A 19916-nucleotide genomic window follows, 5' to 3' on the forward strand; every position below is an offset into this window, starting at 1 on the left:
GCAATACTCTTTCAAAAATATTTAAAATTGGAAATTATTCATTGATGCATCCTTATACGTAACCAATAACCTAAAAAGGAAAAACAGCCACCAATTGCCATCATCAATGCACCAAACCAAATACAGATCACGTAAGGTTTCCATCGTATATATACATCAAGACCTTGATCACCTATCCGACCTGGTTCAACATAAAATTGAGAAAAACCATAACTTTTAATACCAACTTTTGTCGTTGATATATTTTTACTTGAGTAAAATCTTTTCGATGCCGTTACATTGCGCACAGATTTCTGATTTTTATATATTTTAAAATCAAATTGCATTTCAGAATAATTTGAGAAAGCAACATTACGTAATGCATCAAAACGAATAGTTTTACCAGCTATTGTAACCGTATCCCCTATTTGCATGGTTAACATCTGCTCTTGCTCAAAAGTTGCAACACAAACAATACCAAATAATGTAACCCCTAATCCCATATGTGCCAATGCAGTTCCAAAAACAGACCACGGCAACCCAAAAAATCTCCTCGCTCGTATCAGCACGGGTGTTTTTCTATGACCACTCTTCACCCAAAGACCAGCTAAACTACCCAAGACAACAAAAATTGAAAGCCCAACTCCCAAAGCTGCAAAAATATCACGCCAAGACGTTGTATAAAATGTGACAAAACAGGCCACGCAAGCTAGTACAAAAACAAACCACAACCGCTCAAAAACTGCAAGAAAATCGCCGCGCTTCCATGCTATCATTGGCCCAAATGGAACCAACAATAATAGCACCACCATTAAAGGCCCAAATGTAAGTTTAAAAAAATGAGCACCTACGGAAATCTTTTGTCCAGTTAATGCTTCAATAAAATAAGGATAAACTGTACCAACTAACACTGTTGCTGTTGCCGTGGTGAGAAATAAATTATTTAAAACAATAAAACCTTCACGCGAAATTGGTTGAAAAAATCCACCTATTTTCAAAACAGGTACACGCAAAGCAAAGAGCAAAAAAGCCCCACTTATGAAAAAAAGCAAAATAGAAAGAATTGCCTGCCCACGTGTTGGATCAACAGCAAAACTATGAACAGACATTAAAATACCCGAACGAACAAGAAAAGTCCCCATAAGAGAAAGAGAAAAAGTAAGAATAGCTAAAAACAAAGTCCAACTTTTTAAGGCATTTCGCTTTTCAAGGACAATAGCAGAATGCAAGAAAGCCGTTCCTGAAAGCCAAGGCATAAGTGAAACATTCTCAACGGGATCCCAAAACCAATAACCACCCCAGCCAAGTTCATAATAAGCCCAATATGAACCAACCATAATCCCAAGTGTTAAAAAAACCCATGAGAGCAGAATCCATAGCCGTACCCAACGTGCCCAAACTTTATCGACATATCCTGTAACTAATGCAGCTATTGAAAAAGAAAAACAAACTGAAAAACCAACATAGCCTAAATAAAGAAGTGGTGGATGAATTGCTAAAGCATTATCCTGTAAAAGAGGATTAAGGTCATTTCCTTGTAATGCTGGTGGATTAATACGTACAAATGGGTTGGATAAAAAAAGAATAAATAAAAGAAAAGCGCTTGTAATCCAACTTTGGCAACTTAAAACTAATGCTTTAAATTTTTCTGGCAGTTGATGATTAAACAATGCCACTAATGCACTAAAAAAAGCTAGGATTAAAACCCATAATAACATTGATCCTTCGTGATTACTCCAAACACCAATGACCTTATAAAACATTGGTTTTTCTGAATGGGAGTTCTCAACAACATTTAGAACAGAAAAATCAGATACCATATAGGCATGTACAATAATTGAAAAAGACAAGAACAATAATATAAAGATGATATATGCCAGCGGTTCCACTATCCGCATCAATGAGCGTTCTGCCCACAAAATACCCAAAATAGGTAAAAAAGCCTGCAATAAACTAACCGTAAATGCTGAAGCTAAAAAAATATGACCCAATTCAACGAGCACGATCAAATGCCCTTTCCACACTATGACGTTTTTTTAAATGACCAGCTGTTTCCTTAGACATATAAGTCTCATTATGTTTTGCCAAAACACGTGTGCCTATAAAAAGCCCCTGTTCGTCAAAATATCCCTCTACGATAACACCCTGCTCTTCACGAAATAGATCTGGTAATATACCATTGAACACTACTTTTTGGCGCTTTGAATGATCAGTCACGAAAAAAGTTACTTTTATCTTGTCACCGTACTCAACGGTCCCTTTTTCAACAAAGCCACCTAGACGCAAAGAGTGACCTGTTAAAATATCCTCCCTAGTGATCTCAGATGGCGTTCGGAAAAAACTTGCAGCATTACGCATTGCGTACAATAAAAAGCCTGCTGCAATTGCCATTATAAAAAGGCATAATAAAATGAGTAGCAAACGCTTTTTTTTCCGCTTTTTCAAAATAAGCTTAAGTGAAGGGAGACTTTTTAAAGATTGACTGTTCATAGCCTATTTACAAAAAATATTTTTATAAATTACGTGATATACATAAATACAATTAATCATTCATATATTTCATCTTTTTAGACAGCTTTGCAGTATTCTGTACACGATCAATTTGCTTATCTAATTTTACTACTCAATAAGCCCATTTGTTTCAATAGCCTTAAGCTGCTCCAATTTACTTCTTTGACATCTAATTACATGTATTACGTAACTGAACTATCATTTCTTCAATACGGGATCGTCCTGAAACATCCTTAGACACTGTACTGAGAAAATTTTGTAAAAGATGGACTGCCTGTTCAGGCTTACCAGCCTGACAAAGTGCATCAGCTAAAAATAAACGAGGATAAAAATCATCTGGAGCTAAATCTGCAGCCTTTTGAAAAGCATTCTGTGCTTCTTGTGTAATTATTCCGCCTTCATAACCAACCAACGCTAGACCATACCCCATCAACCGTGGAGCTGTCTCTCCATTTAAACGAAGTGCATCTAAATAAATATTCACCGCATCCTGAAAAAGACCTTCCTCAAAATAACTGATTGCTAAAACATCTGCTATCTTGCCATCATTGGGCGTGCGAAAAAAAAGCGTTTGTAAACGTACAAGTTTCTCACGCCTATTTAACGTTTGTGGATCCTTATCCATTAATTCATTAAAAAAATAACTTTTGGTTCCTGGACTGCCTGTTAAACTGTAAATACCGCATGTTACAAATGGAACAAATAAAATAACAAATGCCTTTAAAACACAAAGGCCCTTACGGTGCTTATAAGGTTTTTGTACAAAAGCCTTGTGTGTTTCAACAGAAATAGCTTTACTAGGTAATTCAAGATGTACTTCTTGTATGCGCTCTTTATCAATGAAGTTATGTTCAAAGCCAGATTCAATTCTATGAATCTGACTTTTGCCCTCATCCATAACCAGAACTTGCTTACCTTTTTTAGATCCATAGTCAAAATGCAGCAAAAAAAAGATAGCAATTGTTAAAAGAATGAGAAAAAATGCAGCTAAAATTAATAATAGCATATTACTGTAATATCATTATAATAATTAAAAAGCTATAATCTGTTCTTCTTTACTTCGTAATTCATGTAAGAAATCCCCTAATTTCCATTAGAATTGTGGCATGTACTGCTATAAACTGTTTGTAGCGTATCATTGAAGATAAAAAACTGTATTGATAACAATTTTCAAATCAATTGGGATAAAATAATCCTAGTATCACCATTTTTAGGAATACTTACCTCATATAAACATTCAAGTGATTTTTCAGTATCCAACATCCTCTAATACATTATATCCTTTACAAATTTTGTAATGACTTGCCAAAAATAAAAGCATTAAAAAACCCATGAAAACAAAGCCACTTTTGCATTATGACTTGAGCAAAATTCATTATTAATTTTACCCACATATACAAAGACTCCACTTATAGATCTTTAGTATATACAAACACCATCCTAACATACAAAAAATGACTTTTTTACCTCAATGCGTTGTATGAAGATACTACTCTATTTATTAATTCTAATATACGCGCCTCTTAGAAAAAATATATTTACCGCCTTGGCAATAAAACTTTTGTATATAATCCACCCAATTTAGAACGTGATAAAGAAAGACTTCCCCCATATTCACTGACTATATCTGAAACGATCGCTAATCCTAATCCCGTTCCCGGTTTACTTTCATCAAGTCGCTGTCCCCTTTTTAAAGCTTTATCTATTTGCTCTTCTGTTAAACCAGGACCATCATCTTCGATAATAATATTAAAGAATGCTTCCTCTTTAACACCCTCTTCTAAACCACAGCAAATTAAAATTTGGGTGCGAGACCATTGAGCAGCATTCTCAACCAAATTACCGACAATTTCCTCTAAATCTTCTCTTTCACCAGAAAAAACAATATCATCAATATCCATGATAAATTGAATATGTTTATCAGAATTGAGCTTTTCCATAACCCGCACCAAACGATCGAGCACTTTACGAACAGACGTGTGATTAATAATACTGTTGCACTGCGCTGCAATCCGAGAACGTTGTAGATAATGATTGATTTGAGCCTGCATTATTTTAGCTTGTTCACATAATAAAACAGCCTGTTTTCCGCTCATTTTATCAGTTTCATTCATGATAACTGATAAAGGTGTCTTCAATGAATGAGCAAGATTACCAACTTGCATCCGAAATCGCTCAATAATACGCTGATTATTATTAATAAGAGCATTCATTTCTTGTGCCAACGGCATAACTTCACTCAATAAATCCGTATTGACATAATCAGCTTTACCTTCACGAATATCATTCAATGTTTGTCGAATCCGTTTCAATGGTTGAAAACTAAAAAAAATAACAGCAATATTGATAAGAACACTGCCTATACCAAAACTCCAAAGAAAAATTTGTAAAGTTTGCTTGAACTCTTTTACTTGCGCATGCGCTTCATCAATATTCCCAACGAGGCGAAAACGTGCAACCCTATTTTGATTATCTAAAACAATATCGCTTTCAACAACCTGTAGGTTCTTACCATCATCCCCTTTTACTCGATAAGAACGAAAGAATTGATTGTCAAAAGGCACATCAATATCGCTTGGTGAAAAAATTTTTTTAGTTCCCAATGACGGTGACATCAATCTTCCATGTAAATCAGGTGATACAGCAACTACTTCCCAATACCACCCTGATGTGGAATCTGAATAACGAATATCATCAAATCCAAGACCTCCTTTTAAATATCCCTCAGGCGTTACAGTTACAGTTGCAATAAGACTATAAAGCTGAGCAGAAAGGATACGACATAGACTTTGTTCACTTGAACGCTGATAAAATAAAATACTGATTGCTGAAATAGATGAAACCGAGATAGTAACCCACAATGTAGACAAAATCATAACACGTAAACTAAGAGAGTTACCAACAAAATAAAAGAACTTCTTAAACTGGCTATTGTTCTTCAAGGTTGTCATTTGTCACCTAATGTTTTTACCCGATAACCCATTCCACGAATAGTTTCTATCAAATCTACTCCAAGCTTTTTTCGTAATCGCCCTACAAAAACTTCAATCGTATTTGAATCTTTATCAAAATCCTGATCATAAAGATGTTCGATAAGCTCTGTCCTTGAAACAATTTGATCACAATGGTGCATAAGGTAAGAAAGAAGCCTAAACTCATGTGATGTCAATTTAATCAATTGACCATCAACAAAAACACGAGAAGTCTTAGTATCTAACAAAACACTCCCACAAGATAATGAATTTGTTGCATGGCCTGCAGCTCGACGAATTAACGCCCGCAATCGTGCTATTACCTCTTCTATATGGAACGGTTTAACAACATAATCATCAGCACCTGCATCAATGCCAAGTACTTTATCAGACCAACGATCGCGTGCTGTTAGCATTAAAACAGGCATGGAATACCCCTCTTGGCGCCATTTCTCAACAACACGAATCCCATCCATGCGTGGTAAACCAATATCAAGAATCACAGCATCGTAAGGCTCTGTACTTCCTAAAAAATAAGCTTCTTCACCATCAAAAACACAATCAAAAACATATCCTGCATTTTTCAAAGCTTCTGCTAATTGATCATTAAGATCTCGGTCATCTTCAACAATTAAAATGCGCATCACTATACCTGCACAAAAAATTAATCAGCAGGAACAACAACTTCAACACGACGTGGTCTCTTACCATTATGAGCAGGCACTACAATTACAACCACGCACATATTTTCGCCATCTCGCATAATTGGTGTTGAGCGCGTCAACATTCCGCCTTGACGGCTAGCAATTCTTTTACCTACCTCAGCACAATCGGCAGCTAAAACAGAATCCACACTGATGACACTTAAGAACATTATAAATAAGAAAATTTTTTCTATCATAAATAGCTTATAATCTACTTTACCTGAATAGAAAATGAACAATAGAATTTTATTTAGGCAAAATCATAAAGTAGTACCTGACTTGCAATGACAAATTCAAAAAAATCTAACTTATATGATACCCTAATTATCTCTACAACAGCATAACACACACTTCCCACACGCCATGTATAGAACAAACAAGAGCAGATATCCAAAAATTTTACATAAACAAATTTATATTTACTTTTAAAAATTCTAGTCTCAATTTATTTTTTATGGAATCCAAATTATAAGTCATAAAACCCAAATCAAAAAATAAGGAATCTATAGAAAAAATTATTTTCAACTCAGCAGACCAACTTCATGCATTTTGAGCAAAACTTCACGATCAATCTTACCTGTTACGGGAAGATTAAACATTTTTTGAAACTGCTTTAAAGCACGCATAGTTTTTTCATCTTCTATACCAGTGATTGTCACCTCTTGGTTACCAAACATACGTAATGCTTCCTGTACCCGTATAATATCTGTAACAAGAGGCTTTAGAATAACTTCCTCTGAGTGAGTTAAATCACTTGTTGTTATTGGATTATTTGCCATCTCTATTTCGCTACGCTCAATGAGTGCAGCAACTTCATCTCTCGGATGTTTTGACACAATATCTTTATCTTTTTGCACTAGTAAAGTTTTATTAGCAGTTTGTTGTTTCCACAGCTCTATAGCACGACGCATCTTAAGATTATGCACACCATCTAAAGGACCATCATACAATCCAAGTTTTGCTAATTCTTTTTGTATTTCCAACAAATCCTCCGGTAAAGCACTCTGCAAAGAATTCAACGATAAATTTTGATGCAAACTCTTTGTAGCAGGTACAGGAATAACAAAAGTATTTTCCTGAGATGTAGCGCGTTCTTTAAGTAAAATAAAATTCTGTATAACAGTTGGAACTACCGCCAAACTCATTTCAACGAAACTATCCTGACGCATTTTTATTTGTGAAAATAAAGCATTGAAAGCAAAAAAACCAAAACTGATAATAAAAAAGAAAAAGCCTATAACCAATAAAGCATTTATGCGCGTACGACGATAAAGCCATTTTACTAACCAAAGCAGAAAACGGCAATTTATTAAGAAAAATGTTATAATAATACTACGCTTTTTTATGACTTTCGTTTTGCGCGTTTTTCGTTTTTTTGCCATTATTTTATTTTTTTATTTTTAACCGTAATTGCTTTCCATATAAAATCAAACTTATTATCATTTTCAGCTAGAAAAGCGTACCTACTGCTATCATTTGTGCTTTTTTAAGTTAGACTCAATATGTTCATTATACCGATATACAAACTTACATACACAAGTAAGACAAGTCTTAATCTATTTTTCTCAATTTCACATTGCCACAATATTTTTAGCAATCTGTAAAGAGATATCTAGTTTATATAACTTTTCATCTCAATCTTACTTGCATATAAATACCCTCTAACAACTACCTTAACAATGTTGTATCTTAAATTACATCTTTCTTGTGCTTATTATGCTATAGTGAAATCACATTGAGATATATTTCATAATATTAAAAGCCAACTTTGCAGCATATTTTTTCTAGATAGCTTATTTATGAACTTACACCCTTCAACGTAATGATTTGATCAATACAAATTCAAATATAATATCACACGTTGATAGCAATTTTATCCACTAATATCCTGCTCAATCTTATAAGATTTATTTTGGATTCTATTTGCAATATCTGAAGGACAAAAAACTATTTAACCCTCCCACTAAAAATGCGCGTTTATTTTTTCGGCTTTTCATCCTTCTTCAATATAAGCGACAAAATTAGCACCGCCTAAAATAACAACAAACAATTGAAAAAATAATCAAAAATACTGAAATGAAAGATCATTATCTAAACTTTTACATCACGCATTAAATAGCATAAAAACAAAATGTATAAGGTCTGCCTTATAAATCCAAATTACAATTGGTCCTTTTTACATTCACCCAAATTATAAAAAAACGTAAAAATATAATTCAGTTTAAGGTGCATAGAATCCATTAAAACACTTAAGGTTTGAAATTTCTTTCATAATAAAACATTAAAACAAATAGTTATATAATACCTTGAATATCAATTCATTACCCTAACTCAAGGGTGTGATTATTGATCATATTCTCTTTCGCAACTGTGTTTATTCCTATGTATTTACAAAATGAGAGAATTTTTACAAAACAAATTGGAAATCTAGTTTTTTATGAAAAGAAAATAAATAACGCCTGTACACGAGACTATATTATATATTTTGGCAACAAGAGCTAATAATGCAATCTTAGAAATGAACGCAAAATTTTACAAAGTCAGTGTTATATAAATCTTTCATCAAGAAAAATAACATAAATTATTTTTTTATTCAGTTGTAACTACAGCATGTTGGTGTTCTATGATACGTTTTTTAATCAAATCAGCATTTTTTCTATTTATTATTTTTGTAGTTATTTCATTTTTTTCTGCAAAACCAAAGGACAATCACTCCTCCACCCTAGAAACTAATATAACAGCAAGCGATGCTATTATCGCTTTAAAAAATACAATCACTGATTTAGGAAAATTCTGTGAGCGTAATGTAGAGGTTTGTAAAACTGGAAAATCCTTTTTCAACCCACTTGGTGAACGCGCACGTGATGGTGCAAAAATAGCCTATGAATACCTTGACAGTATATTTAGTAATCAAAATACCATTCAACCTGAAAATACTACCTCCGAAGACGATATTTTACCCCCCGCAGAAAAGCAAATCAAACAAGATTATATAGAATTACCTTGAAACAAAAATTCTTAACTTTTACTGTTTTTTGTATTTTACAAGAAAGAAATACGTATCTGTCAACTAAATGTACTATACAATCACAAAAACAAAACAAGGATTGAAGTTATGGCAGAAACGATTGATGATATTATAGAAAATTTTTCCTTTCTTGATAACTGGGAAGATCGTTATCGTTACATTATTGAACTCGGCAACGAATTACCGCCCTTTCCAGAAAATGCACGAAATGATGCTCACAAAGTTCCTGGTTGTGTCAGTCAAGTATGGCTTTTATTTTCACGTGATAATTCAGAAGATCCTACATTAACATTTCAAGGCTATTCCGATTCCCATATTGTTCGTGGGCTAATTTATATTCTTCTCGCCTTCTATTCAGGTAAAAAAACCTCTGAAATTCGTATAGCTGATGCTGAGGGATTGCTTAAAACACTCGGTTTAAATGAACAATTAACACCACAACGATCGAATGGTTTTAAATCTATGATTGAACGAATTCGTACTGAAAGCTATTCATAACCTTTAAAACTTTCATACTAACAACCATATAAACCGCCTTATAAAAACGCACTTTCTAAAAAAGTATTTTGAAATGTTAAATTTGAAGAGTGTTTTTTGAAAATAGATTACTTAATTTTCTTTTTTTGGCGTTTGCGCCCAAGTCCCATTTCCTTAGCTAAATTTGAACGAGCCTTTGCATAATTAGGCGCAACCATAGGATAAGAGCTATCCAATTGCCATTTTTCACGATATTCCTCAGGAGACATTTTATAATGTGTCATCAAATGACGCTTTAAAGATTTAAACTTTTTTCCATCTTCAAGACAAATAAGATAATCGGGAAAAATCGAACGTTTTGGATTAACAGCAGGCCTTTGCTTTTCAACTCCAGCTTCTGCCGATGCAGCATTCCCTACTTTCAAAAAAGCAGCGTGAACATCAGCAATTAGACCTGGCACTTCAGTCGGCCGAATTGAATTATTACTTACATAAGCAGCAACAATATCAGCAACTAACGTAATAACTAAATTGCTTTCAGTCTCTAGGACTGGGTGATGTTCCATCCTTGTTTCCTTTAATTTTAAAATTGAGGCAATATTCGCATTTACACTCATGACATTGAAATTTTAATGCATATAAGTTTCATATTGTACAAAAATCTTTTTTGTCAATTCAATTATTTTATAAAATCATCTCAACACAGAAAAAACAAATAAACTTCTCCTTTTTGACATATTATATTATAAAAATTCAACCTGTTCCTTTTGTAAGCTAATTTTGTGTTATAAAATATCGTCTATAAACACGAAATATAGCACAAAATTAGTTATTTTTCATTGAATTTATAAAGATATTTAATACAAAATCATGATATATAGAACGGATTTTGTATTAAACAATGATAACTTTATAGTTTTCTATCCACCATGCAAATCTCAATCCTGATATAAATAAACAACTTTTTAAAAACACAAAAAGTGATTTAAACAATTTTCTAAGTTCAGCAAAAAAGAACACAGCGGACAAAATAAAAATCAAAAACGTACAAAAAACCAAGAATGGTATGGTCATTAATACCAGAAAGATATAACATCACGTATTAATACAATATCTAAAAAACTCTTTCTATTCAGATTTTTGTATCCTTATTTTCAGTATAATCTTATTGTGTATATGATAGAAATTTACTTCACCATGGAGAGGTCAAATTCAATTCTAACACTAGCTAATTTTTTAACTTAATTAATAAAGATATTATTATATTTATAGAAGGTAATATCTATAAAATACGGCGAATAAACATACATTGCATAAACTGTAAAAATTAACTTAACCATGTTTTACAGGTAAATTAGAATTTACAAGTTTATGCTATTTGCAATGAATTTTGCATGAATGGTGTTGCTCTAACATATGAATAAAACCATTAGATCTTATAGGACCATGGTATGATGCATCTACCTAAACTTCCCCCAAAAGCATCTAAAATCATTTATAAAAAGATGTATCACGGTATTTACCGAGAGGATCCCTACCATTGGCTGCGTGCAGCTAATTGGCAAGATGTTTTAAAAAACCCTAGCTGTCTTGACGAAAATATTCGACGCCACCTTGAAGAAGAAAATGCTTATCAAACTTCTCAAATGGCCGATACAAAAACATTACAAAATCTGCTTTTTGCAGAAATGAAAAACCGTATTCAAGAAAATGACAGTTCCGTTCCTATAAAACGTGGCCCTTTTGCCTATGGGCTATGCTATAAAACTGGGGGAGAACAGCCACACTATTTTCGTACACCAAGAAATGGAGGTAAAAAAAACATTTACCTTAATGGTGACGTTTTGGCTGAAGGTAAAGATTATTTGAATCTTGGCTCAGTCCATGTATCTCCTGATCATACACATGTTGCGTGGAGCTATGATGATAAGGGTTCTGAATTTTATACAGTTAAAATTCGTAGCTTTAAAACATTATCTGATTACACAGATACAATCATAAATACATCCGGACAACTCGTCTGGGACGCTAAATCTGAAGGCTTTTTCTACACTAAAATGGATAAAAACCACCGCCCCTCAGAACTCTATTACCACCAATTAAACACTGACCCTTCTCAAGATAAGCTTATTTTTCATGAAGATAACCCCGGGTTTTTCTTACATGTGAGTGGCTCTAAACTTAATGACGTTATTTATATTAACATTCACGACCATGAAACATCAGAAACCTGGCTTATCCCTGCTACAGCGCCCCTTACAGCACCCCAATGTGTACAAAAACGACAAAAAGGCATTGAATATTCGCTTACAGAAGGAGGCGATGTTTTTTATATTCTCACCAATCAGGATAATGCAAAAGACTTTAAAATCATGGTCGCCCCATATTCATCTCCACAATCAGAAAACTGGTCTGAGCTTGTACCCCATCAATCCGGACGACTGATCCTATCTCATGATGCCTATCAAGATTTTCTTATTTGGTTTGAACAATTTGAAGGGCTTCCTTCCATACAACTTATGGAGCGATCAACAAAACAAATTCATTCCATTGCCTTTACAGAAGAAGCCTATTCCTTAGATCTACAAGGGGCTGCAGAATATAATAGCCAAACCATTCGTTTTGCTTATTCATCTATGACAACACCTAATCAAATTTTTGATTATGAAGTAAAAAGTCGTAAACGAGTGCTTTTAAAAACACAAAAAATCCCTTCTGGGCATAATAAAGATGACTATATAACACGGCGTATTACAGCAATTGCAGATGATGGTGAAAAAATCCCTATTTCTCTTGTATATCATAAAACTACTGTGCTTAATGGTAGTGCACCTTGTCTACTTTACGGTTATGGTGCTTATGGATTTTCTATTCCTGCAAGTTTCAATAGTAATGTACTTTCATTAGTCAATAGAGGCTTTATCTATGCCATTGCTCATATTCGTGGTGGAAAAGAAAAGGGCACTGAATGGTATGAAAAAGGAAAACATCTTTTTAAACACAATACATTTAATGATTTTATTGCCTGTGCACGCCATCTTGTAAATCATAAATTTACTGCTCATGACCGGCTAATCGCCCAAGGTGGTTCAGCAGGAGGAATGCTGATGGGAGCTATAGCAAATCTAGCTCCTCAGGATTTTGCTGGCATCGTTGCTAATGTCCCTTTTGTTGATGTTTTAACAACAATGCTAGATGCTTCATTGCCCCTAACACCTCCAGAATGGCCTGAATGGGGTAACCCTCTTGAATCAAAAGAAGACTATAGCCTTATCGCTTCTTATTCACCCTATGATAACATCAAACACCAGGAATACCCCCCTATTCTTGCCATTGCAGGCTTAACAGACCCTCGTGTAACCTATTGGGAACCTGCAAAATGGGTAGCAAAACTGCGTGATTTTAAAACAGATGATAATACAATTTTATTGCGTATAAATATGGATTCAGGTCATGCAGGTGCGGCTGGACGTTTCTCAAAATTGGAAGAAACCGCATATATATACGCATATATCCTAAAAATAGTTGGAAAAATTATTGATAACTAAACATCTTACTAATAAAGGCCCCACAATCTAATAAATTATGAAGCCTTTATTCTTTAAGATAAATAGCCCTATAGACTACTTAAAACCCGCAATTTTCATACAGTTCTAAAACATAATCCCAATTAATTAAATGATCCACGAAAGCCTCAAGATATTTCGGACGTGCATTACGGTAATCAATGTAATAAGAATGCTCCCACACATCAACACCTAAAATAGGTTGAGCATCATGAATCAGAGGGTTCTCACCATTGGGTGTCTTCATAATCTCAAGCTTGCCATTTTTAACAGCTATCCACGCCCAGCCAGAACCAAATTGAGTACTACCAGCTGCAATAAAATCTGTACGGAATTTCTCATAACCACCAAGATCAGACTCAATAGCCTTTGCTAATTTTCCAGGTAGTTTCTGACCACCACCACCTTTTTTCATCCAATTCCAAAAATGATGATGATTATAAGATTGAGCTGCATTATTAAACAAACCAGGATTTTTGCCAAAACTTTCCTTAATAATATCTTCAAGGCTCTTATTTTCTAAACCTAAATCTTTTACCAAATTATTTGTATTAGTAAGGTAAGCGAAATGATGCTTATCACGGTGATATTCAAGCGTCTCACGTGACATATAAGGTAAAAGGGCGTCATAATCATAAGACAATTCAGCTAATTCAAAAGCCATTTTAAAAATCTCCTCGATTCTAATTATTAAGCTCTCTCCCAAAATTTACTTTGGCACTTACAGCACTTAAAAGCAAATGTTATTGAATATTTGTTTACAATCAATTTAGCTTTAAAAGCCATTTTTATGAACCAACTAAACTAATGAGAAACTAAACACTATAATGGCACTAATAAGAAAAATATGCCAAATTAATTTATAGAAAACTGTTCTCCTACTAAGTCATCAAAAAAGATAAAAATTATAAACTAAAAAAGTTCTTATCCCCCTTATTTAGTAAAAATAATCTAAGTTTGAATACATTAAATATCATAATATACCGCACTTAATGAAAATCTTACCAATGCATACATAAAATTAAATCCATATTTATGCTGTCACTAAAGTGAGTAAGCACATAAACACATCAACTATAGTCATTCCTCTTCACAAATCGGTTAGAATATTAACATAAAGCTGCTTACATTCCTCTGACTTACTATGCCTTCTAATTACACTCTATATATTTGTAAAATCTAATCATAAACATGAATATGTATTTTGATGATACCGTCATTAGCTGAAAAGTATACCCATAAATAAACCGGATTAATGCACGCTTGCATGTCACCGATAGCAAAATTGTGATAGAGTGCAAAAACCGTTTTATTGACCTTACTAAAACCAATAAACAGTACCTCACCCTCATTATTGATCTGGTAAAACTATTATCAGATATAAAGGAAGTATACTCCCCATGACTTGCAATGGCCGTACTGCTTTTTGCTCTTATTTTACTTGAATTAGCAAAAACATTTGAAACGGGACCCTATCTGCCATGAAACATTTATATTTAATAGAAAAGGGGCAAAAAACTAACCAAAGAAAAGCTTTGGTAATCTGTTGAGAGATGCTTGTAATACAGCTGGCGTTAAGAAATCAGTTCATGGATTGAGAAAATTCGCAACAATAAGAGCTGCATGTAGGTGCTACGATTTTACCAGCTAAAGCATTTTGGGTAGACTGGAGATGATATGGCATCACTCTCTATATAAAGACTAAAGACAGCAAATAGAAAGCGACCTGCCATAAAAGCAATTAAAAAACTTCAAAAAAGTGCAGGATAACAAAAAATAAGGGCAATAGAATCAATAAGTACAAATTCCTTTATTTGTACAGTAGCCGATTTATTTTATTGATATTTGGCTGGGGTACCTGGATTCGAACCAGGGAGTGCCGGTACCAAAAACCGGTGCCTTACCGCTTGGCTATACCCCAAAAAAAAGAAAACTATTACACTATGCTCGCGCCTTATACCGATTCTTGTAATTGTACGCAATATCTGAAAGCTAAAGCTTTCATTTTTCTTCTTACAAAAGCTTTCTAATTATTACAATAACACAGAGCAATACACCACAAATATTAAAAGAACTATACCAAAAAAAATCTATACGTTTATTCTCTTGATCAAATAATTTTAGTTCACATTATAGCTGTTATAGCTTTTTTATCATAAATATCATCATTTCACAGAGTAAACTTAATTCAAATATCTTCTTGAAAAATGCTAAAATTATTGAATAACGGTAACTAAACAATACTTAAGCGATACAGCAATTATATAAACTTTTTGTATACAAAAACAGTACTTTTTCTTTTAGTTATTCTCTTATAGATAAATATTATCGCAGCTGGGTTTAGAAAATTCAACAAAAGATCACGTGCTATCACTCAAATAGACTTCTCACATGTAACGATACACTTTATTCCCAACTATAAATAAGTGCTTTTCATAAATCATCCCCCTTCTAAGATATTGAAATACGTTTAGAAAACTTCAATGACAAAAATCTCTAAAACATACGGTATAAAAAATTGGAACTTTCTGTATTAGTTGGATCCATAGTGGATGGGGGGAGCAAAACAAACAAAAATTAAATGAGTGGTATTAATGAAGTAACAGTAACGAATAGATATTACCCTCTTAGAGCTTCTATTCCATCATGAGTGCTATATAGTTATAAATTGTAAAGCACTTTTACAAAAAATTCTCTTCCAATTTCATATTCTATAGAGAAATTTCAATCACATGACACAAATAAGTACTTATTTATAAGATCATAAATAACTCTACACAACATTCATTTTCGATAGTTATTAGTAAATTTACACAAGTAGTAATCAATGTGTTTTTTGTTTCTTTAATATATTCACCTATTATTTTACAGGTAAAGAAACATCACTATTAACATTCAATAAAAATTCCACAAGTCTAATACTTTAATACCTACTATTACGCATCATAAGATACGGTATGTATGCATAACATGATAACGTGCTTTGTACCTTAAGCTTTCCCATAAAATACATCAAACGCAATGCTATCTTCCATATACATAACTCAAATAAGGCACCTCAAACAAAGCATCTTAAGAAATTTTCTTGTCTACCTTTAGCAACGTATTAAAGTATTATTCCAATATACCAAAGCCATTAAAGTAAAGAATAATATCTTTAGATTTTTATACCTTTTGGGCAATTGCTGCTTGTGCTGCAGCTAAACGTGCAATTGGTACCCGAAAAGGTGAACACGAAACATAATCTAAGTTATTTTCCTCACACAAAGCGATAGAATCAGGATCTCCTCCATGTTCACCACAAATACCTAATTTAATTTTTGCACGCTGAGAACGCCCACGCTGTGCAGCAATAGCGATAAGCTCCCCTACTCCATCACGGTCAATTGACACGAAAGGATCTTGTTCCAAAATTCTTTTTTGAGAATAAGTTGCTAAAAAAGGAGCTGCATCATCACGTGAAATACCAAAAGTAGTTTGTGTTAAATCGTTTGTTCCAAACGAAAAAAATTCTGCAGTTTCAGCAATCTCACCTGCACGAAGAGCAGCTCTTGGTAGTTCAATCATAGTTCCAACTATATACTGAATTTCCCTTCCCTTTTCCTTCATTACTGTACTAGCTACATCGTCAATACAGGTTTTTACAAAATCCAATTCAGATTTAAGCGCAACAAGCGGTATCATAATTTCAAGCATAACAGGAGATCCAGACTTTTGAGCAGCATCTGCCGCTGCTTCAAAAATTGCTCGTGCCTGCATTTCAGCAATTTCAGGGTAAGTAATGATCAAACGACATCCCCGTAACCCAAGCATAGGGTTAAATTCATGTAGTTGCTGCGCCCGTTCGGAAATAATTTCAGAAGGAATTCCCATAGCCATTGCAACATCACGAATTTCTGCATCCGTTTTTGGTAAAAACTCATGTAAAGGAGGATCCAAAAAACGGATAGTGACAGGCAAACCAGACATAATTTCAAACAATTCTGTAAAATCTGACCGTTGCATTGGCAAAAGCTTATCCAATGCTTTACGGCGTCCATCTTGATCATTGCTTAAAATCATTTCACGCATAGCGACAATACGTTCACCAGCAAAAAACATATGCTCAGTACGACAAAGGCCAATACCTTCAGCTCCAAAAGAACGCCCCATACGTGCATCAGATGGTGTTTCTGCATTAACGCGAATTTTCATACGCCGTATTTTATCAGCCCATTCCATTAATTGAGCGAAGTCTCCACAAAGCTCAGGCTGCAACATTGCAACCTTTCCTTTAAGGATCTCTCCACTTGCACCATCAATTGTAATGACATCTCCCCTTTGAAAAGTCTCTCCTGAAACAATCATTGTGTTTGTGGTATAATCAATTCGTACACTACCTGCACCAGAAATACAGGGCTTCCCCATACCACGTGCTACAACAGCAGCGTGACTTGTCATACCACCGCGTGTTGTTAAAATTCCTTCTGCAGCATGCATACCATGAATGTCTTCTGGGCTCGTCTCTACGCGCACCAAAATAACCTTACGGCCTTCTTTTGATGCTGCCTCTGCCTCTTCTGAAGTAAAAACAATTTCACCAGTTGCTGCACCCGGAGAAGCAGGTAAACCACGCGCTACAACAAAACGGGCCGCTTTGGGATCAAGAGTCGGATGTAAAAGTTGATCAAGCGATTTTGGTTCAATTCGCATCACCGCCTCTTCACGACTGATCAACCCCTCCTCAACCATTTGTACTGCCATTTTTAAAGCTGCACGTGCCGTTCGCTTTCCTGAGCGGGTTTGTAAAATCCATAATTTACCCTTTTCAATTGTAAATTCAAGATCTTGCATATCACGGTAATGCTTTTCAAGTTTTTGGGCAATTTGACAAAACTGTAAAAAAGCTTCTGGCATAATTTTTTCTAGCGACGGCTTATTCGAACCAGCAGCAATCCGTGCAACCTCAGTGATATTTTGTGGAGTACGAATGCCTGCTACAACATCCTCACCCTGTGCATTGATTAAAAATTCACCGTAAAGTTCTTTTTCCCCTGTTGATGGATTGCGTGTAAACGCAACACCTGTTGCAGAATCTTCACCCATATTACCAAAGACCATAGCCTGCACATTAACCGCCGTCCCCCAGTTTTCAGGAATATTGTGCAAACGACGATAAGTGATTGCACGAGTAGTCATCCAACTTGAAAAAACTGCACCAATTGCACCCCACAGTTGCTCTTCAGGATCTTGCGGAAAAGGCTTACCTAACTTTTCTTCAACATATGCTTTGTAAGAAATAATAACATTTTTCCAATCAGTGGCTGTCATTTCTGTATCGACATCATAACCGTTGGATACTTTTACCTCATCAAGAATCTCTTCAAAGCACGAATGATCCAAACCTAAAACAACATTGGAATACATTTGGATAAAACGGCGATAACTGTCATAAGCAAAGCGTTCATTACTAGTCTGCAAAGCGATTGCTTTTACTGTCTCATCATTCATACCAAGATTAAGAATTGTATCCATCATCCCCGGCATAGAAGCCCGAGCCCCAGAACGAACAGAAAGCAACAGTGGTGCACTTTTACTACCAAATTCGCGGCCTGTTTGTTCACCAATGCGTTTGAGTGCCTGCTTGACAGCTCCTTGCAATTCCTTTGGATATGCCTTGTTATGCGTATAATAAAAGTTACAAACTTCTGTCGTAATAGTGAATCCGGGAGGAACAGGTAAGCCAAGCTTGCTCATTTCTGCTAAATTAGCCCCTTTGCCGCCAAGGAGATTACACTCATTCGCGCTTCCCTCTGCGTTACCATCACCAAAACTATAAACCCATTTTGTCACTGTACAAGTTCTCCCATTATCAGCATTAAAGTATCATTTGACTTAAGCTAACTGTCCAAATGAATCACCCTATCCCAAATTAGCTTAACCAAATAAAACGTTGTTTCATAAACGCACGAAAGTAACCCTTTGTAAAAAGAAGGAGAACCGCCATAATTATCAATTGCTTATTTTCTTAGTAGAATGTGTGTGTTCAAAGAAAACTATCAATAATTGAGAAAAAATCTTCCTCTGACATCAAACCTTCATACTTATTACCATTAATGAAAAAGGTAGGTGTTGCTGTAACACCAAATTCTTTCCCACGCTCAAAAGATGCATTCACTTCATCTAAAATAGACTGATTTTTTAGACAAGCCTCAAAGCTCTCATCTGTAAAACCAGCCAGTGAGCTAATCTTCTTCAATGGCGTTAAAGAATCCTCTACCCAAACCCACTCACTTTGTTTTTGAAATAAAACTTCTATCAAAGGAAAATAGCGATCTTCTGGTGCACAACGCGCCAACATAAAGCCTGCTGTTGCCCGAGGATCAAAAGCAAATTCCCGGAAAATAAGCTTTACTTTACCCGTTTTTATATATTTTTTCCGAATTTTGGGCAGCACATTATTATAAAAGTCAGCGCAATGACCACAGGTAACTGAAGCATATTCAACAATAGTCACTGGTGCATTAATATCACCTTCAACTCTATCCTTACCCTCCTGAAGAAGCTTAACCATATCAACAGTTGCAACTGGTTTAACTTTACCAGCTAAGGCTGTAGTCGCATTAATCTGTGCAGTTATAGCCGAGATTAAAATCACCATGCAAAATAAAGAAGAACGATAGTTTAGCATAAAAAAAAC

Annotated in this window: 14 protein-coding genes, 1 tRNA gene and 1 pseudogene; 4 read left to right on the top strand and 12 right to left on the bottom strand. The window is 34.6% G+C overall.

Going from position 1 to position 19916, the window contains the following annotated elements:
* Nucleotides 1-38 precede the first annotated feature (38 nt).
* The 7 genes from GGR10_RS01795 to GGR10_RS01825 form a co-directional block, all read right to left on the bottom strand.
* Nucleotides 39-1982, bottom strand: coding sequence for a heme lyase CcmF/NrfE family subunit (locus GGR10_RS01795; RefSeq protein WP_182479635.1), 1944 nt, complete (start codon nt 1980-1982; stop codon nt 39-41).
* Nucleotides 1972-2469 (bottom strand): cytochrome c maturation protein CcmE, encoded by a 498-nt coding sequence (ccmE, locus tag GGR10_RS01800; RefSeq protein WP_182479636.1) that lies wholly within the window; start codon nt 2467-2469, stop codon nt 1972-1974. The genes GGR10_RS01795 and ccmE overlap by 11 nt, the downstream gene beginning before the upstream one ends.
* 190 nt (nt 2470-2659) lie before the next feature.
* Nucleotides 2660-3496: a tetratricopeptide repeat protein gene (locus tag GGR10_RS01805; RefSeq protein ID WP_182479637.1), complete on the bottom strand. Its 837-nt coding sequence runs from the start codon at nt 3494-3496 to the stop codon at nt 2660-2662.
* Nucleotides 3497-4028: 532 nt separating this feature from the next.
* Nucleotides 4029-5441 (bottom strand): sensor histidine kinase, encoded by a 1413-nt coding sequence (locus GGR10_RS01810; RefSeq protein WP_182479638.1) that lies wholly within the window; start codon nt 5439-5441, stop codon nt 4029-4031.
* Nucleotides 5438-6106 (bottom strand): response regulator transcription factor, encoded by a 669-nt coding sequence (locus GGR10_RS01815; RefSeq protein ID WP_182479639.1) that lies wholly within the window; start codon nt 6104-6106, stop codon nt 5438-5440. The genes GGR10_RS01810 and GGR10_RS01815 overlap by 4 nt, the downstream gene beginning before the upstream one ends.
* A gap of 20 nt (nt 6107-6126) precedes the next feature.
* Nucleotides 6127-6363 (bottom strand): hypothetical protein, encoded by a 237-nt coding sequence (locus tag GGR10_RS01820; RefSeq protein WP_182479640.1) that lies wholly within the window; start codon nt 6361-6363, stop codon nt 6127-6129.
* Nucleotides 6364-6687: 324 nt separating this feature from the next.
* Nucleotides 6688-7548: a peptidoglycan-binding domain-containing protein gene (locus tag GGR10_RS01825; protein ID WP_182479641.1), complete on the bottom strand. Its 861-nt coding sequence runs from the start codon at nt 7546-7548 to the stop codon at nt 6688-6690.
* 1241 nt (nt 7549-8789) lie between these two features.
* On the opposite strand from GGR10_RS01825, the gene GGR10_RS01830 reads away from it, so the two are divergent.
* Together GGR10_RS01830 and GGR10_RS01835 are read left to right on the top strand one after the other, a co-directional pair.
* Entirely contained in the window at nt 8790-9173 is a 384-nt protein-coding gene (locus GGR10_RS01830; RefSeq protein ID WP_182479642.1) for a DUF5330 domain-containing protein, read from the top strand.
* Nucleotides 9174-9281: 108 nt separating this feature from the next.
* Nucleotides 9282-9692 carry a SufE family protein gene (locus tag GGR10_RS01835; protein WP_182479643.1) on the top strand — a complete coding sequence of 137 codons (411 nt, stop codon included), beginning with the start codon at nt 9282-9284 and terminating at the stop codon, nt 9690-9692.
* A 107-nt stretch (nt 9693-9799) separates the two neighbouring features.
* On the opposite strand, the gene GGR10_RS01840 is transcribed toward GGR10_RS01835, so the two are convergent.
* Nucleotides 9800-10237, bottom strand: a complete 438-nt coding sequence (locus GGR10_RS01840) for a Ros/MucR family transcriptional regulator (RefSeq protein WP_078689527.1) — start codon at nt 10235-10237, stop codon at nt 9800-9802.
* 888 nt (nt 10238-11125) lie between these two features.
* On the opposite strand from GGR10_RS01840, the gene GGR10_RS01845 reads away from it, so the two are divergent.
* Nucleotides 11126-13219: a S9 family peptidase gene (locus tag GGR10_RS01845; RefSeq protein ID WP_182479749.1), complete on the top strand. Its 2094-nt coding sequence runs from the start codon at nt 11126-11128 to the stop codon at nt 13217-13219.
* A gap of 79 nt (nt 13220-13298) precedes the next feature.
* Here GGR10_RS01845 and GGR10_RS01850 read toward each other — a convergent pair whose 3' ends face one another.
* Entirely contained in the window at nt 13299-13901 is a 603-nt protein-coding gene (locus GGR10_RS01850; RefSeq protein WP_010703497.1) for a superoxide dismutase, read from the bottom strand.
* A gap of 758 nt (nt 13902-14659) precedes the next feature.
* Between GGR10_RS01850 and GGR10_RS07000 the strand changes: the two are divergent.
* Nucleotides 14660-15007: pseudogene (locus GGR10_RS07000) on the top strand (tyrosine-type recombinase/integrase); the annotation flags it as partial.
* 76 nt (nt 15008-15083) lie between these two features.
* Here GGR10_RS07000 and GGR10_RS01855 read toward each other — a convergent pair.
* The 3 genes from GGR10_RS01855 to GGR10_RS01865 all read right to left on the bottom strand — a co-directional run bounded on the left by GGR10_RS01855 (nt 15084) and on the right by GGR10_RS01865 (nt 19907).
* Nucleotides 15084-15158, bottom strand: a tRNA-Gln gene (locus GGR10_RS01855).
* Nucleotides 15159-16402: 1244 nt separating this feature from the next.
* The gene (gene ppdK / locus GGR10_RS01860) at nt 16403-19069 is read right to left on the bottom strand and encodes a pyruvate, phosphate dikinase (protein WP_182479644.1); all 2667 of its coding nucleotides are present in this window, start codon (nt 19067-19069) and stop codon (nt 16403-16405) included.
* A 193-nt stretch (nt 19070-19262) separates the two neighbouring features.
* Complete coding sequence (locus GGR10_RS01865; protein ID WP_182479645.1) at nt 19263-19907, bottom strand: DsbA family protein; 645 nt, start codon at nt 19905-19907, stop codon at nt 19263-19265.
* Between the last annotated feature and the right edge of the window lie 9 nt (nt 19908-19916).

Source organism: Bartonella chomelii, from assembly GCF_014138465.1.
Classification (GTDB): domain Bacteria; phylum Pseudomonadota; class Alphaproteobacteria; order Rhizobiales; family Rhizobiaceae; genus Bartonella; species Bartonella schoenbuchensis.

What these genes read in the sequence shown, in the direction of transcription:
- ccmE (WP_182479636.1), bottom strand. Translation starts at nt 2,469, where the DNA reads ATGAACAGTCAATCTTTAAAAAGTCTCCCTTCACTTAAGCTTATTTTG.
- GGR10_RS01805 (WP_182479637.1), bottom strand. Translation starts at nt 3,496, where the DNA reads ATGCTATTATTAATTTTAGCTGCATTTTTTCTCATTCTTTTAACAATT.
- GGR10_RS01810 (WP_182479638.1), bottom strand. Translation starts at nt 5,441, where the DNA reads ATGACAACCTTGAAGAACAATAGCCAGTTTAAGAAGTTCTTTTATTTT.
- GGR10_RS01815 (WP_182479639.1), bottom strand. Translation starts at nt 6,106, where the DNA reads ATGCGCATTTTAATTGTTGAAGATGACCGAGATCTTAATGATCAATTA.
- GGR10_RS01820 (WP_182479640.1), bottom strand. Translation starts at nt 6,363, where the DNA reads ATGATAGAAAAAATTTTCTTATTTATAATGTTCTTAAGTGTCATCAGT.
- GGR10_RS01825 (WP_182479641.1), bottom strand. Translation starts at nt 7,548, where the DNA reads ATGGCAAAAAAACGAAAAACGCGCAAAACGAAAGTCATAAAAAAGCGT.
- GGR10_RS01830 (WP_182479642.1), top strand. Translation starts at nt 8,790, where the DNA reads ATGATACGTTTTTTAATCAAATCAGCATTTTTTCTATTTATTATTTTT.
- GGR10_RS01835 (WP_182479643.1), top strand. Translation starts at nt 9,282, where the DNA reads ATGGCAGAAACGATTGATGATATTATAGAAAATTTTTCCTTTCTTGAT.
- GGR10_RS01840 (WP_078689527.1), bottom strand. Translation starts at nt 10,237, where the DNA reads ATGGAACATCACCCAGTCCTAGAGACTGAAAGCAATTTAGTTATTACG.
- GGR10_RS01845 (WP_182479749.1), top strand. Translation starts at nt 11,126, where the DNA reads ATGCATCTACCTAAACTTCCCCCAAAAGCATCTAAAATCATTTATAAA.
- GGR10_RS01850 (WP_010703497.1), bottom strand. Translation starts at nt 13,901, where the DNA reads ATGGCTTTTGAATTAGCTGAATTGTCTTATGATTATGACGCCCTTTTA.
- GGR10_RS01865 (WP_182479645.1), bottom strand. Translation starts at nt 19,907, where the DNA reads ATGCTAAACTATCGTTCTTCTTTATTTTGCATGGTGATTTTAATCTCG.